This window comes from Sphingobium naphthae (assembly GCF_043589935.1).
Lineage (GTDB): Bacteria > Pseudomonadota > Alphaproteobacteria > Sphingomonadales > Sphingomonadaceae > Sphingobium > Sphingobium naphthae_A.
The window spans coordinates 202807-217440 of the sequence record NZ_CP171454.1 but is presented as its reverse complement, the minus strand read 5'-3'; the positions used below and the strand labels follow the sequence as shown (position 1 = coordinate 217440).

12 protein-coding genes are annotated in these 14634 nt (G+C 66.7%); 10 read left to right on the top strand and 2 right to left on the bottom strand.

Features of this window, described 5'->3' with window-relative positions:
• Positions 1–53 precede the first annotated feature (53 nt).
• Entirely contained in the window at positions 54–1121 is a 1068-nt protein-coding gene (locus ACGGKE_RS01070) for a PA0069 family radical SAM protein (RefSeq protein ID WP_394439323.1), read from the top strand.
• Positions 1122–1220: 99 nt separating this feature from the next.
• Here the strand turns inward: ACGGKE_RS01070 and recG are convergent, their stop codons facing one another.
• Positions 1221–3284 carry an ATP-dependent DNA helicase RecG gene (recG, locus tag ACGGKE_RS01065; protein ID WP_394439321.1) on the bottom strand — a complete coding sequence of 688 codons (2064 nt, stop codon included), beginning with the start codon at positions 3282–3284 and terminating at the stop codon, positions 1221–1223.
• A gap of 86 nt (positions 3285–3370) precedes the next feature.
• Here recG and ACGGKE_RS01060 point away from each other — a divergent pair, with 86 nt between their 5' ends.
• Both ACGGKE_RS01060 and mfd read left to right on the top strand, forming a co-directional pair.
• Positions 3371–3637, top strand: coding sequence for a succinate dehydrogenase assembly factor 2 (locus tag ACGGKE_RS01060; protein WP_394439319.1), 267 nt, complete (start codon positions 3371–3373; stop codon positions 3635–3637).
• A 123-nt stretch (positions 3638–3760) separates the two neighbouring features.
• Positions 3761–7231 (top strand): transcription-repair coupling factor, encoded by a 3471-nt coding sequence (gene mfd / locus ACGGKE_RS01055; RefSeq protein ID WP_394439317.1) that lies wholly within the window; start codon positions 3761–3763, stop codon positions 7229–7231.
• Here the strand turns inward: mfd and ACGGKE_RS01050 are convergent.
• Complete coding sequence (locus tag ACGGKE_RS01050) at positions 7228–8463, bottom strand: hypothetical protein (RefSeq protein WP_394439314.1); 1236 nt, start codon at positions 8461–8463, stop codon at positions 7228–7230. The two genes, mfd and ACGGKE_RS01050, sit on opposite strands and share 4 nt — an antisense overlap.
• 110 nt (positions 8464–8573) lie before the next feature.
• Between ACGGKE_RS01050 and ACGGKE_RS01045 the strand changes: the two genes are divergently transcribed.
• The 7 genes from ACGGKE_RS01045 to ACGGKE_RS01015 all read left to right on the top strand — a co-directional run bounded on the left by ACGGKE_RS01045 (position 8574) and on the right by ACGGKE_RS01015 (position 14627).
• Positions 8574–8981 carry a hypothetical protein gene (locus ACGGKE_RS01045; protein WP_394439312.1) on the top strand — a complete coding sequence of 136 codons (408 nt, stop codon included), beginning with the start codon at positions 8574–8576 and terminating at the stop codon, positions 8979–8981.
• The gene (locus tag ACGGKE_RS01040) at positions 8968–9717 is read left to right on the top strand and encodes a TorF family putative porin (protein WP_394439310.1); all 750 of its coding nucleotides are present in this window, start codon (positions 8968–8970) and stop codon (positions 9715–9717) included. Before ACGGKE_RS01045 ends, ACGGKE_RS01040 begins: the two co-directional genes overlap by 14 nt.
• Before the next feature lie 104 nt (positions 9718–9821).
• Positions 9822–10217: an MAPEG family protein gene (locus ACGGKE_RS01035; protein WP_394439308.1), complete on the top strand. Its 396-nt coding sequence runs from the start codon at positions 9822–9824 to the stop codon at positions 10215–10217.
• 50 nt (positions 10218–10267) lie between these two features.
• The gene (gene trmB / locus ACGGKE_RS01030) at positions 10268–10972 is read left to right on the top strand and encodes a tRNA (guanosine(46)-N7)-methyltransferase TrmB (RefSeq protein WP_394439306.1); all 705 of its coding nucleotides are present in this window, start codon (positions 10268–10270) and stop codon (positions 10970–10972) included.
• A gap of 117 nt (positions 10973–11089) precedes the next feature.
• The gene (locus tag ACGGKE_RS01025) at positions 11090–12220 is read left to right on the top strand and encodes a glycoside hydrolase family 43 protein (RefSeq protein ID WP_394439304.1); all 1131 of its coding nucleotides are present in this window, start codon (positions 11090–11092) and stop codon (positions 12218–12220) included.
• 186 nt (positions 12221–12406) lie between these two features.
• Positions 12407–13726 (top strand): chloride channel protein, encoded by a 1320-nt coding sequence (locus tag ACGGKE_RS01020; RefSeq protein ID WP_394439302.1) that lies wholly within the window; start codon positions 12407–12409, stop codon positions 13724–13726.
• A gap of 46 nt (positions 13727–13772) precedes the next feature.
• Positions 13773–14627, top strand: a complete 855-nt coding sequence (locus ACGGKE_RS01015; RefSeq protein WP_394439300.1) for an SDR family oxidoreductase — start codon at positions 13773–13775, stop codon at positions 14625–14627.
• Positions 14628–14634: the final 7 nt, after the last annotated feature.

Genomic DNA, 14634 nt, shown 5'->3' with positions numbered 1-14634 from the left:
CCGGACTGCTCCGCGACCTTGCGCATGTTCGCTTTCTGTTCTAAACATCCGCCATGGCGATCGAGAAAGGCAGAGGCGCGACCCTGAACGACGAAAGCCGCCGCTTCGCCCTGCCCGAGCGACAGGTCGATGGCGACTGGCTGGACATGGCGGAAGCGATCGACGGGCCGGCCCCCCGCCTGCGCACCCAGGTCACAGTCGAGCATCCCCGCACGATCATCGCTCGCAACAACTCGCCCGACATCGCCTTTTCGCAGTCGATCAACGCCTATCGCGGCTGCGAACACGGCTGCATCTATTGTTTCGCGCGGCCGACCCATGCCTATCTCGACCTCTCGCCCGGGCTGGATTTCGAAAGCAGGCTCTTCGCCAAGCCTGATGCCGCCACCCTGCTGCGCAAGGAACTGGGCAAGCGCGGCTATGTCGTCAGCCCCATTGCCATGGGCACCAATACCGATCCCTATCAGCCGATCGAAAAGGATTGGCGCATCACGCGGCAAGTGCTGGAAGTGCTGGCCGAAACCCGGCATCCCACCTTCATCACCACCAAGTCTGACCGCATCCTGCAGGACATCGACCTGCTCGCCGATCTGGCGCGCGACAATCTGGTCGCGGTGATGATTTCGGTGACGACGCTGGACCCCAAGGTCGCCCGCACGCTGGAGCCGCGCGCCGCCCATCCCGAAAAGCGCCTGGCCGCGATCACCCGCCTGGCGGAGGCGGGCGTGCCCGTGACCGCCAACATGTCGCCCATCATTCCGGCGATCAACGATCATGAAATCGAAAGCGTTGTCGCTCGCGTCGCCGCCGCCGGTGCGCGCCACGTCAGCTATATCCTCGTGCGCCTGCCGCATGAAGTCGCGCCCCTCTTCCGCGCCTGGCTGGACGAACATCATCCCGACCGCGCGGGGAAGGTCATGGCGATCATCCGTGACCTGCGCGGCGGCCGGGACAATGATCCCCATTTCGGCAGTCGGATGAAGGGGCGAGGCGTCTGGGCCGACCTCATCCGCACCCGCTTCATCCGCGCCAGGCGCAAGGCGGGCCTGGGCGGCGAGAAACTGGCGCTGCGAACCGACCTGTTCCGCCCGCCCGAAGGCGCACAGATGCGGCTTTTCTGAAGAAGCCACCATTATCAGGAGGACGCGAGAGGTCAGGCTGCATAAAGGCTGTAAATTCGCCGCACTCCCCTGCCTTGGACGCTGTAAGCGCCGGGACAATCACCCGCCGCGCAGCAGGCCTACGGCCGCGTCCTTTTCGAACAGGTAGAGGCATGTCCGCGCCGCCTGTCCGCGCGGGCTGTCCAGGCCGCCGTCGCGCTCGATCAGCAGATGCGCGTCGTCACGGGCGCTGTCGACCAGCGCCGCCATATGTTCGGGCGTCGCCAGCTTCATCTGCGCCTCGCCCGACTGGCGCGTGCCCAGCACTTCGCCCGCGCCGCGCAGCTTCAGATCCTCCTCGGCGATGCGGAACCCATCATTGGTCTCGCGCATCAGCGCCAGCCGCGCTCGGGAGGTTTCGCCCAGCGCATTGCCGCGCAGCAGCAGGCAGGTCGACGGCTTGTCCCCCCGTCCGACCCGGCCGCGCAACTGGTGCAGCTGCGCCAGCCCGAACCGGTCCGCGCCCTCGATGATGATGAGGCTGCTATTGGGCACGTCGACGCCCACTTCGATGACGGTCGTCGCCACCAATATCTGGGTGCGGTTGGCGGCGAAGGCCTCCATCGCCGCGTCCTTGTCAGGCCCCTTCATCCGCCCATGGACCAGGCCCACGCGCTCGCCAAAGCGCGTCTTGAGGGATTCCGCCCGCGCCTCGGCCGCTGCCTGGTCGCTGGTTTCGCTTTCCTCGACGAGCGGGCAAACCCAATAGGCCTGGCCGCCGCCATCGACATGGCGGGCGAGTGCATCGACCACCTCGTCCAGCCGGCTCGCCGCCATCACCAGCGTCCGGATCGGCTGGCGCCCCGGCGGCATTTCATCCAGCCGCGACACGTCCATTTCGCCATAATAGGTCAGCGTCAGCGTGCGCGGGATCGGCGTCGCGGTCATCACCAGCAGATGCGGCGAGCGCTCCGCCTTGCTCGCCAGCATCATGCGCTGCGCCACGCCGAAGCGATGCTGCTCGTCGATCACTGCCAGGCCCAGCGCCTTGTAGCGCACCGCTTCCTGGAAGATCGCGTGCGTGCCCACCAATATGTCGATGCTGCCATCGGCAAGGCCCATCAGCGTCGCTTCGCGCACCTTGCCCTTTTCGCGGCCGGTCAGGATCGCGATTTCGACCGGCAGGCCCGACGCCATCTTGCGCAGCGTCTCATGATGCTGCCGCGCCAATATCTCGGTCGGCGCCAGCATCGCGCCCTGCATGCCCGCCTCGACCGCGTTGAGCAGCGCCATCAGCGCCACCAGCGTCTTGCCCGACCCGACATCCCCCTGCAGCAACCGCAGCATCGGCGTCGCCTGCGCCATGTCGCCCTCGATCTCGCCAATGGCGCGGCGCTGCGCGCCCGTGGGCGCAAAGGGCAGCTTCAGCATCGCGCGCAGTCGCCCGTCGCCCTGGATGCTGACGCCCCGCCGCCGCCGCGACGATTGCCGCACCAGCATCAGCGCCAGCTGCCCGGCGAAAATCTCGTCATAGGCCAACCGCTCGCGCGCCTGGGCGTCGCCCGGATCGGCATGGGCGCGGGCCAGCGCATCGCGCCAGGCCGGCCATTGCTGGCGGGCGAGCAGGCTGGGCTCGATCCATTCGGGCAGGTCGGGCGCGCGCGCCAGCGCCTGCGCCGCGAGATCGCGCATGCGATTGTTGGTCAGTCCTTCTGACAGCCCATAGACCGATTCGCGCGCCGGCACCGTGCCGGCTTCCTCGGGCGGGAGGACATGGTCGGGATGGACGATCTGGAGATTGTCGCCATAGGCCTCCAGCTTGCCGCAGATGAACTTGGCTTCGTTGAGCGGGAGGAGCTTGCGCGGCCAGCCGCTGTTCCGGCCGAAATAGACGAGCGTGACGCCATTGCCATGGGCATCCATCGCCAGCACGCGGAACGGCGCGCGCGCGCTGCCGCCGGCGCGATAGTCCACCGGCGTCAGCATGATGCCGATGACGCGCCCGGCGTCGGCCAGGTCGAGCCGGTCGGTCAGATGCCGGTCGACCCAGCTGACCGGCAGGTGGAAGGCGACGTCGACCGCGCGCGCCAGGCCCAGCCGCTCCAGCGGACGAGCGAGCGCGGGGCCCACCCCCTTGAACAGGGATATTTCGGCAAAGAGCGGATTGAGAATATCGGGTCGCATGTCTATCTGACGCGCTCTAACGCAGCCGGCGCGGCGCTTCAAATGCCTGATCGGCGGCGCTGCCATGGCCGTCAAAGGAACAAATTGTGAACGACACTCCCCAGATGCGCCGCATGAGGTTCCGGGCCTGGCATCGCGGGACGCGCGAAGCCGACTATATGGTGGGCGGCTTTTTCGATCGCTGTCACGCTATGTGGAACGAAGAGGAAATCGCGTGGTTTGAACGCTTTATGGAGGAACAGGACGCCGACATCATGGGCTGGGCCATGGGCACGATCCCGGTTCCCGAACAGTGGAAAGGCGCGATGATGGACAGATTCCTGAAGCTCGATTTCATCGAGATCAAGAATTAGCCGCCCAGCGCGATCAGGCCCCGTCCCGCTTGCGGGAAGGATTAGGGGACGGCTTGCAACGGCCGGATTCCTCGAACAGACCCTCCCCCGACCCCTCCCGCAAGCGGGAGGGGAGAGAAGAAAATGACCGATCTCCAAAAAATCCTGAAGGCCAAGGCGCCGCTTACCCTTTCCGGCGTTCCCGCCGGCTTCCAGCCCTGGCTGCTGGCCGACATCGCGCGCGCTGCCGGAGCGTCGAACGGGCGCGCGGTGTTCGTTGCCGCCGACGAGCAGCAGTTGCGCGCCATCGCCGACACCGCGCCGACCTTCGCGCCGGAACTGGAGATCATCGAGATACCGGCCTGGGACTGCCTGCCTTATGATCGCGCCAGCCCGTCGCTGCGCGCCGCCTCCGCGCGGCTGGCTGGCCTCTACGCGCTCCAGGCCAGCCCCAAGGGGCCGCAACTGGTCGTCACCACGCTGGCGGCGATGACGCAGCGCACGCTGACGCCCTTCCGCGTCCGGCAACTGGTGGCCAAGCTCGCGCCCAAGGAACGCATCGCGATCCAGCGGCTCGCCGAGATGCTGCAAGCCAATGGCTATGTGCGCACCGACACAGTGCATGATCGCGGCGAATTCGCCATTCGCGGCGGCATCGTCGATCTGTTTCCCGGCGGCGAGGAGCAGCCGCTGCGCCTCGACTTTTTCGGTGACGAGATCGAGACGGTCCGCCGCTTCGATCCCGCCGACCAGCGCACCACCGGCAGCATCGATGGCTTCACCCTGCTCCCCGCGTCCGAAGCGTTGCTGGACGAGGAGACGATCAAGCGCTTCCGCCTGCGCTACCGCGAGACCTTCGGCGCGACCGCGACGGGCGATCCGCTCTACCAGGCGGTCAGTGACGGCCGCCGTTTGGCCGGCATGGAACATTGGCTCCCCCTGTTCGAGGAGAAGCTGGTTCCGCTGACCGATCATCTGGGCGACGCAGTCATCATCCGCGACCATGGCGTGGCCGGCGCGGCCGAAAGCCGGTTCGAGGCGATCCGCGACTATCACGCCAACCGGGTGCAGGCGAAATCGGCGGATCCGGGTTCCTACCGGCCGTTGAAGCCCGACGCCCTCTATCTCGACGCCGCGCAATGGGATGCGTCGGTCGCATCGCTCCCCATGCATGCCACCACGCCCTTCCATGAGCCCGAAAGCGCCACGGTGCTGGACTTTGCGGTGGACGGGCCGCGCGACTTCACGCCCGAGCGCGCGCAGAACAGCAATATCTACGAAGCCGTGGGCAAACATATTGACGGCCTGCGCCGGGCGAAGAAGAAGGTCGTGATCGCCAGCTACTCCGCTGGCGCGCGCGAACGACTCTCGGGCCTGCTCGCCGACCATGGCGTCGCCCGCCTCGCCGCCGCCGATGACTGGCAGGAGGCGCTGGGCCTGGCTGCCGATGGCCGCGTGACGCTGCTCGTCCTTGGCCTCGACCACGGGTTCACCGCGCCCGATGTCGCGCTGCTGACCGAACAGGACATGCTGGGCGACCGGCTGGTGCGCCGCGCCAAGCGCAAGAAGAGCGCCGACGCTTTCCTGCAGGAACTCGCCACGCTGACGCCCGGCGACCTGGTGGTCCATCGCGACCATGGCATCGGCCGCTATGACGGGCTGACGCAAATCCCGGTGGCCAAGGCGCCGCATGATTGCGTTGCGCTCGAATATGCGGGCGGCGACAAGCTCTACGTGCCGGTCGAAAATCTGGAAGTCCTCTCCCGCTACGGCTCGGAAACCGACGGCGTCAGCCTCGACAAGCTGGGCGGCGAAGCGTGGCAGCGGCGCAAGGCGAAGATGAAGGAGCGCATCCGCGAGATTGCGGGTGAATTGCTGAAGACCGCCGCCGCCCGCGCGCTGCGCCCCGCCACCGTCGCCGAACCCGACGCGGCCGGCTATCCCGCCTTCGTCGACCGCTTCCCCTATCAGGAAACCGACGATCAGGATCGCGCCATCAGCGACGTGATCGAGGATCTGGGCGCGGGCAAGCCGATGGACCGGCTGGTCTGCGGCGATGTGGGCTTCGGCAAGACCGAAGTCGCGCTGCGCGCCGCCTTCGTCGCCGCGATGGCTGGCATGCAGGTCGTGGTCATCTGCCCCACCACCCTGCTCGCGCGCCAGCATCACATGAATTTCGTGGATCGCTTCCGCGGCTTCCCGATCGAGATCGGCCGCCTCTCCCGCCTCGTCCCCGACAAGGAGGCGAAGGCGGTGAAGGCCGGCCTTGCCGATGGCAGCATCGACATCGTCGTCGGCACTCACGCCCTGCTCGCCAAGGGCATCGAATTCAAGCGACTCGGCCTTGTCATCGTCGATGAGGAACAGCGGTTCGGCGTCACGCACAAGGAACGGCTGAAATCGCTCAAGACCGACGTGCATGTGCTGACGCTGACCGCCACGCCGATTCCGCGCACGCTGCAGATGGCGATGTCGGGCCTGCGCGAACTCAGCGTCATCCAGACCCCGCCGGTCGATCGCCTGGCGGTGCGCACCTATGTCATGCCCTGGGACGGCGTCGTCATCCGCGAAGCCCTGCTGCGCGAACATTATCGCGGCGGGCAGAGTTTCTTCGTCGTGCCCCGCATCTCTGACCTGACCGAGGTCGAGGAGTATCTGCGCACCGAAGTGCCGGAGGTCAAACCCATCGTCGCCCATGGCCAGATGAGCGCCACCGATGTCGAGGAGCGCATGTCCGCCTTTTACGACAAGCGTTACGACGTGCTGCTGTCGACCACGATCGTCGAAAGCGGGCTCGACATTCCCAGCGCCAACACGCTCATCATCCATCGCGCCGATCGCTTCGGCCTGGCGCAGCTCTACCAGCTGCGCGGGCGCGTGGGCCGCTCCAAGACGCGCGCCTATGCCTATTTCACGACGCCCGCCAACCGCATCATCACCGATACGGCGGAAAAGCGGCTCAAGGTCCTGTCCGATCTCGATACGCTGGGAGCGGGCTTCCAGCTTGCCAGCCACGATCTCGACATTCGCGGCGCGGGCAACCTCGTCGGCGACGAACAATCGGGCCATATCAAGGAAGTGGGCTTCGAACTCTACCAGTCGATGCTGGAGGATGCGATCCTCGACGCCAAGGCCGGCGGCATCGCGGCCGAGCGGCGCAGCGACGACTTCTCGCCGCAGATCAGCGTCGACGCGCCCATCCTCATCCCCGAGGATTTCGTGCCCGACCTGGACCTGCGCATGGGCCTGTATCGCCGCATCAACGAGCTGGAGGATCGCCAGGGGCTGGAGGCGTTCGCCGCGGAACTGATCGACCGGTTCGGCAAGCTGCCGCTGCCGACGCAGAATCTGCTCAAGATCATCGAGATCAAGCAGAACTGCCTGACGGCCAACATCGCCAAGATCGACGTCGGTCCCAAGGGCGCGCTCGTCACCTTCTTCGAGGATCGCTTCCCAAGGCCCGAAAATCTGGTCGCCTATATCCAGAAACTGAACGGGGTCGCCCGCCTGCGTCCCGACAGCAAGATCGTCCTCGACCGCGCCTGGGCCGACCCCCAGGCGCGCCTCAACGGCGTGCTGCAATTGTCGAAGGGGCTGGCGAAGGCGGCGGCTTAGGTCGGAGGGGGCGTGGCGGATTCGGTCAGATCCAGCACTTCGAACCCCGATGATCGCACGCGGCGGCGGATAAGGCTGCCTATCGGCGTGCGATAGGTGCTCCCGCGCGTGAACCGCTCTATGCGGTAGCTGCCAGGGTCACCGGCGCTGCTGTCGCCACTGCGCGCAGAATAGCGGCGCTGGGCGATCTGCGCCAGGATCGCGGGCGCCCATGCCTGCGCGTTCGAGCCACGCAACAACTCGGCTTCCGCCGTGCGCCCATCGGGTCTTATCCAGAACCCGACGTCGACCCACTGGATTCCGGCCAGATCGCTGGACCGCGTATCGATGGCGTCAACCAGGCCGAAGGAACGGGCATGCGCGTTCGCAGCGGAGCTTGCATCCCTTGGATAGGGCGGCGCCCAGAGGAGTATCGGCGCCTCCCCCTGGCCCTCCCCAATCTCTCCCGCCAGTTTCGTGATCGCCGCGTCGTCGCCGTCGCTGACCGCGATGCGCAGGCGCACGACCTTGAGTGCCGTGCGGAAGCGCTCTTCCTGCGCGATGGGGCGACGTTCCAGGGCATCCAGCATCGCATTCGCCTCACGCGACTTGCGCATCGCCGCGGCCAGCCAGACCCGCTTCAATCCAGCCATCATGGCGGCGGCAGACCGCCCATTTCCCAGCGCCTCCTCCTCGATACCCCGATAGGTGCGTTCGGCCTGTGGGAAATTTTTCAGCTTGATCCACATGTCGCCAAGGGCCGTCGTGGCGGACAGAACCGCGGGATCTTCGGCCGGCAGATGATCGCGCAGGGTTTCAACCTGGTGCGCGACCGCCCGGCGGTAGTCGTCCTGGTCGCCTTCATGCAGGGACACTGTCGCCATGGCTTCATACAGAGCGGCCACAGGGCGCGGCGCCTCTGCCGCTTTGTCCCGGTTGCGCGATATAGCTCTGGCTAACAGCGCCTTTGCGTCCAGATAGTCTCCCTCGCGAAACTTTTCCTCCGCCAGCGCGATCGTAGCCTGCGCGTCGCGCAGCGTCGTGCATTCACCCCGCGCGCATTTCGCCTGCGCCTCAACCAGGCGTTCGCCGGTGACGATGATGTCCGACGGGGACTGGAGAAGGAGCAACAGAGCGAGCATCGGCTTACCTCCTGTCATGCCGACCCATGTTGAACATTGTGAGCGTGGTTTTGCAAGCAGCTGCCGAAGGCTAACTCCAGTCCGCCAGAACCTGGCGCGCTCCTCTTGCACCGGACCGCGTTGCCATTTCTCATCATCCAGAAAAGGGTCAGCAACAGAAACGGTCTACATCGCCTTCGCCGACCGCGCGCAAAAGCGCGGCGTGCTAGCAGGAGACAGATATGAGCCTCATCATCGCTCTGGCGGCGGCCGCCGCGAGCCATAGCGTGTCGATCGTGCATCAGGGCCAGCCGATCGCCGCCACCTACACCGCCCGCGCCGACATACGGACCCGCACGGTCGGCGCGAAACTGCCCAATCGCATGGACATGCAGCGTTGTCGCTGGAGCGCGACCATCATCGTCGATCGCACGCTCGACCATGGGCCGGCGCTGGCCCGCACCATTCCCACCGACCAGCATTTTTCGGGCAGCGAAGCCGGCGCCTGCACGACCGGTCGCAATCCCGCCGTCCAAGCCCTTGCACAACATCGCGAAAAGATAGAGGCGCATCTGGTCGCGGTGGCGCAGGCCGATCGTGCGACGCTCCTTGCTGAACTGGACTCGGTACGCAATCTTGCTTCAAACTGACCGCTATTTCCGCCTGGCATGGCTGGGGGCCTGGTTGCTCGCCGGCCATGCCCTTCCCGCCGCCGCCCAATATGCCGCCAGCCCCACGATGACGCTGGAAGCCGCCAGCGATGAGCGCCGCCGCGGCCTCAGCTGGAGCGAGGGCGATCCCGTCCTGCGCGGCAGCGTGTCCGTACCGATCGCGCCGGGTCTCAGCCTCGATGGCGCTGCGACCACGCTCTGGGGCAGCGATCGCCATGGCGGCTCGGACGCGGCCATTGATCTCGGCGGCACCTATGCCCGACAATTGGGCGGATTTCGCCTGACCGCGGAGGGACGCTATCATCTCTTCCCCGGCGCGATCGACCGCGGCGCGGGCTGGAGCTATGGCGAAGTCGGCGCGATCGCCGGCTTCTCGCTCGGCCCCGCCAGCGTCGATCTGGGCGCGCGCTACGCCCCGCGCCAATCCGGCATCGGCGGCGACAATCTCTATCTGTCGAGCAGCGCCGCCATAGGCATTCCCGGCACTCCGCTGACCCTGTCGGGTCATGTCGGCCGCTCCAGCGGCGATGCGCGCGACCCCGTGCGCGCGGCGCGGCTGCGCCCGACGGGTAATTACTGGGACCATGGCGTGGCGATCGACTGGTATCGCGGTCGCTGGTCCGCGGGGCTGCGCTATGCCGACACCGACATGGACACGTCCGACAGCGCCCATGCCGGCGCCAGCCTGATCGCGCGGGTAGGCGTCACCCTGTAGCGCATGCTGCGCCGGCGCGGCCCAAAACTCGACGCGCCGCCCATAACGATAAGCATGTCCTGCCGGCCTGCGCTCTGCTACAAGCCCGGCAGGAGGACGTCCCCATGCCTGTTGAAATCACCATCCTCGCCTGGGGCATGATCCTGCTCCTCGTCCACATCTTCGCCGCCGGCCACGCCAAGACGAAGCAATATGGCGCGAAGTGGAATATGGGCGCGCGTGATGAGAGCCTGCCGCCGCTGGCCCCGGTGGCCGGCCGCCTCAGCCGGGCCGAGGCCAATTATCGCGAGACGCTCCCGCTCGCCATCGTCGCTTTGCTGGGCGTGGTGCTGGCCGGGCGGACCAGCGACTGGACCGCGCTGGGCGGCTGGATCTGGCTCACCGCGCGGATCGTCTATCTCCCGCTCTACGCTTTCGGCATTCCCGTCGCGCGCTCGATCATCTTCCTCGCCAGCCTTGCCGGCCTGCTGATCGTCCTCTGGCCGCTGCTCGGCGTCTAGGCCCTCGCGATGCTTGCCCCGCGCCGCTCCCGCCGCTAAGCGCGCGCCCCATGACAGCGCACAAGTCCGGCGATCCCACCACCCTCAACCGCCTCTATGGCCGCCAGTCGGGGCCCAGGCTCCGCAAGGGCCAGCAGGAGATGGTGGACACCCTGCTCCCCGCCCTTTCCGTCCCGGCCGAAGGGCCGGTCACGGCGGCCGACCTGTTCGGCTATGACCGCCCGCTCCATTTCGAGATCGGCTTCGGCGGCGGCGAGCATATGGCCTATCGCGCCGACATGCTGCCCGATCATGGCTTCATCGGCTGCGAACCCTTTCTGAACGGCGTCGTCCAGGCGCTTGGCCATGTCCGCGACAAGGGCCTTGGCAATGTCCGGCTGCACATGGGCGATGCGCTCGACGTGCTGAGCCGCATTCCCGACGGCGCGCTCAGCTTCGTCTATTTGCTCCACCCCGATCCCTGGCCCAAGGCCCGCCACGCCAAGCGCCGCATGATGAACCCCGGCCCGGTGGCGATGATCGCGAGGAAGCTCAAGCCCGGCGGCGAATTCCGCTTCGGCACCGATCATCCCGTCTATCTGCGCTGGGCGCTGATGGTGATGAACGGCCATCCCGATTTCGACTGGCTGGCGAGCGAACCCCGCGATTTCCAGACCCGCCCCGGCGGCTGGCCCGAAACCCGCTACGAAGCCAAGGCCCGGCGCCTGGGCCATGAAGTCTGGTATTTCCGCTACCGCCGCCGCGCCGAACCATGACGCCTGCTCACCCGGCGAACTCGGCCTGACGACCCCCTGCGCAAAATAAGCCATGGACGCGTCCATCCCGCTGATGGTAGCGCTATCGTCAAGGTTCGAAACCGTGGGAGAGGATAGTTGAAGCACAGATATGCCCTTGCCTGGAGCGCGCTCGCGATCGCGACGCTGACCGGCTGCCAGCAGCAGCCCGACGCGCCCAACGCCGCCGCGGCCCGGCCTACCTCCGCTATGCGCCCTGCTTCCGATTATCTGTCGCAGCCGCTGGTGAAGGACATCTACACCGCCGACCCGTCCGCCCATGTCTGGGATGGCAAGATCTACGTCTATCCCAGCCACGACATTGACGGCCCCACGCCCGAGGATGATCTGGGCAGCCATTTCGAGATGCGCGACTATCGCGTGCTGCGCATGGACCGGATCGGCGGCCCGGTGACGCTCGGCCCGGTCGCGCTCGACGTCAAGGACGTGCCCTGGGCCGACAAGCAGATGTGGGCGCCCGATGCCGCGAAGAAGGGCGACACCTACTATCTCTACTTCCCGGCCAAGGACAAGCAGGGCGCCTTCCGCATCGGCGTCGCCACGTCCAAGGACCCGATGGGCCCCTTCAAGGCGCAGCCTCAGCCGATCAAGGGCAGCTATTCCATCGACCCCGCCGTCTTCACCGACGATGACGGGCAAAGCTACATGTATTTCGGCGGCATCTGGGGCGGCCAGCTTCAGCGCAATGTCGATGGCGTCTATGATCCAGACGGGTCCAAGACCGACCTTGGCCAGGATGACAAGCCCGCCCTCGCCCCGCGCGTCGCGAAGATGACCGACAACATGCTGCAATTTGCCGAAACGCCCAAAGCCGTCCAGATCGTCGATGAACAGGGCAAGCCGCTGCTGGGCGGCGATCATGACCGGCGCTTCTTCGAAGCGTCCTGGATGCACAAATATCAGGGCAAATATTATTTCAGCTATTCCACCGGCGACACCCATTATCTCGCCTATGGCATCGGCGACAGCCCCTATGGCCCCTTCACTTACAAGGGCCGCATTCTGGAGCCGGTCGAAGGCTGGACGACCCATCATTCCATCGTCGAATGGAATGGCAAATGGTGGCTCTTCTACGCCGACACCCAATTGTCGGGACAGACCCGCCTGCGCAACGTCAAGGTGACGGAGCTTCACTATAATCCTGACGGCACGATCCGCACGATCAATCCGTTTGTGACCAGCGCAGCGAAGGCTCCGGCCGCGCATTGATGTGGCAAAAGGGCCGCGCGTCCGGCTTTTCCCGGACCGCGGCCTTGCCTCGGCTGGCTCGCGACCATAGAGGGAAAGGCCAAGGCCGGCCGTTGGCCTTTTCAGCCGAACCGCGGAGCAGCTTGTGGCACAGCCCCCCCCCCTCGTCGCCCCTTCCGTCCCTCGCGGCCGGGAGTCCGCCAGCGCATGAGCAGGACGGGCCGCCGCTGGACCATGCGCCGCGTGCGCGCGCTGATCCGCCATAGCGGCCCGACGTCGCTGCTGTTCCGTCGCCGCCTCGCGCTGATGGGCGGCGCCATCCTGGTCGGGCTCGCCGCGCTCGTCTTCGCCTGGGCGGCGGACGAAAGCAGCGAAGCCTTCGAGCAACTCACCCATCGCCTTCCCCTGCTGCCGCTGCTGCTGACCCCGCTCGGCTTTGCCGGCATCGCCTGGATCACCCGGCGCTACGCCCCCTTTGCCGGCGGTTCGGGCATTCCGCAGGTGATCGCCGCCACGCGCCTGCCCGAACAGATTGGCGGCCGCCTGGTCGATCTGCGCACCGCGCTGCTGAAGGTTGCGCTGACCCTTGCTGGCCTGCTGGTCGGCGCATCGGTCGGACGCGAAGGGCCGACGGTCCAGATTTCCGCCGCCATCCTCGCCCGCGTCCATTCCGTGCTGCAGGTGCCGCTGCGCGCATCGGTCATGGTGGCGGGCGGCGCGGCCGGGGTCGCCGCGGCCTTCAACACGCCGCTCGCCGGGATCAGCTTCGCGATCGAGGAACTGGCTTCGGCCTATGAGCAGCGCATGACGCTGCTCGTGATCACCGCCGTCATCATCTCGGGCATGGTCAGCCTGGGGCTGGCCGGCGACTATGTCTATTTCGGCGCGGTCGCCGCCCATCTGCCGCTCGGATCGGCGATGGTCGTGGCCTTGTTCGCCGGCGTGCTGGGCGGCCTGTCGGGTGGCCTCTTCGCCCGGCTCGCGCTGGCGGCGGCGACCAGCCGCAACCGGCTGACCGACTTCAGCCGCGCGCATCCGATCCGCTTCGCCGCCTGCTGCGGCGCGGTGGTCGCGATCATCGGCGTTCTCACCGACCTCACCTGGGGCACCAGCTATGCGCCCGCGCGGCATCTGATCACCGGCGGCCAGGAACCGCTCTGGTTCGCACCCGCCAAGTTTGTCAGCACGCTCGCCACCAGCATATCGGGCATCCCCGGCGGCATCTTCGCGCCGTCGCTCGCGACCGGCGCGGGCTTTGGCAATCTGCTGCGCTGGATGTTCCCGGAACAGCAGGGCAGCGCGGTCGTGCTGCTCGGCATGGTCGCTTATTTCACCGGCGTCGTTCGTGCGCCGCTCACCGCGGTCATCATCATTTCCGAAACCACCGGCAGCCGCGGCTTCATGCTGCCGCTGCTCGGCGCGGCGCTGGTGGCCGATGGCGCGGCGCAGCGCATCTGCAAGGAACGGCTCTATCACGGCCTGTCGCGCAATTTCCTCGACCGCGCGAAGGCCGCCCAGCCCGGCTGAACAAAGCGCCATGGCAGGTGTTGGCCTCTCTGAAAGGAGAACGCCCATGTCCAGCAGCTATGAAGAAATGATCCGCGAGGACGGCCTGCCCGGCCACGAATCCAAGCTCGATCCCAAGCCTGAATGGGAACCGCGCTATCCCGGCTCCGGCAGGCTGGAGGGCAAGGTGGCCCTCATCACCGGCGCCGACAGCGGCATCGGCCGCGCCGTCGCCGCGCTCTACGCGCGCGAAGGCGCCGACGTCGCGATCCTCTATCTGTGCGAACATGACGATGCGCAAAAGACCGCGGAGATCGTGAAGGCCGAAGGGCGCGAGGCGCTGACCATCGCCGGCGACATCGGCGACAAGGCGTTCTGCGAGAACGCCGTCGCGCAGGTCATCGACCGCTTCGGCAAGCTCGACATCCTCGTCAACAATGCCGGCGAACAGCATCCTGACCAGGACATTACCGACATCACCGAGGAGCAGCTGCGCCGCACCTTTCAGACGAACATCTTCGGCATGTTCTTCCTGACCCAGGCCGCCCGCCCGCACCTCAAGGACGGCGCGGCGATCGTCAACTGCACGTCAGTCACCATGTATCAGGGCGCGTCGGAACTGCTCGACTATTCCAGCACCAAGGGGGCGATCACCGCCTTCACGCGCAGCCTGTCGGAAAATCTGGTCAAGCACGGCATTCGCGTCAATGCCGTGGCGCCTGGGCCGATCTGGACCCCGCTCAACCCCTGCGGCGGCGCGAGCGAGGAGAAGCTGGAGCATTTCGGCGAGTCGACCCCCATGGGCCGGCCTGGCCAGCCAAACGAGGTCGCCCCCGCCTTCCTCTTCCTTGCCTGTCAGGACGCCAGCTATATGACGGGCCAGGTGCTGCATCCCAATGGCGGCATGATCGTCAACGGCTGATCGCACC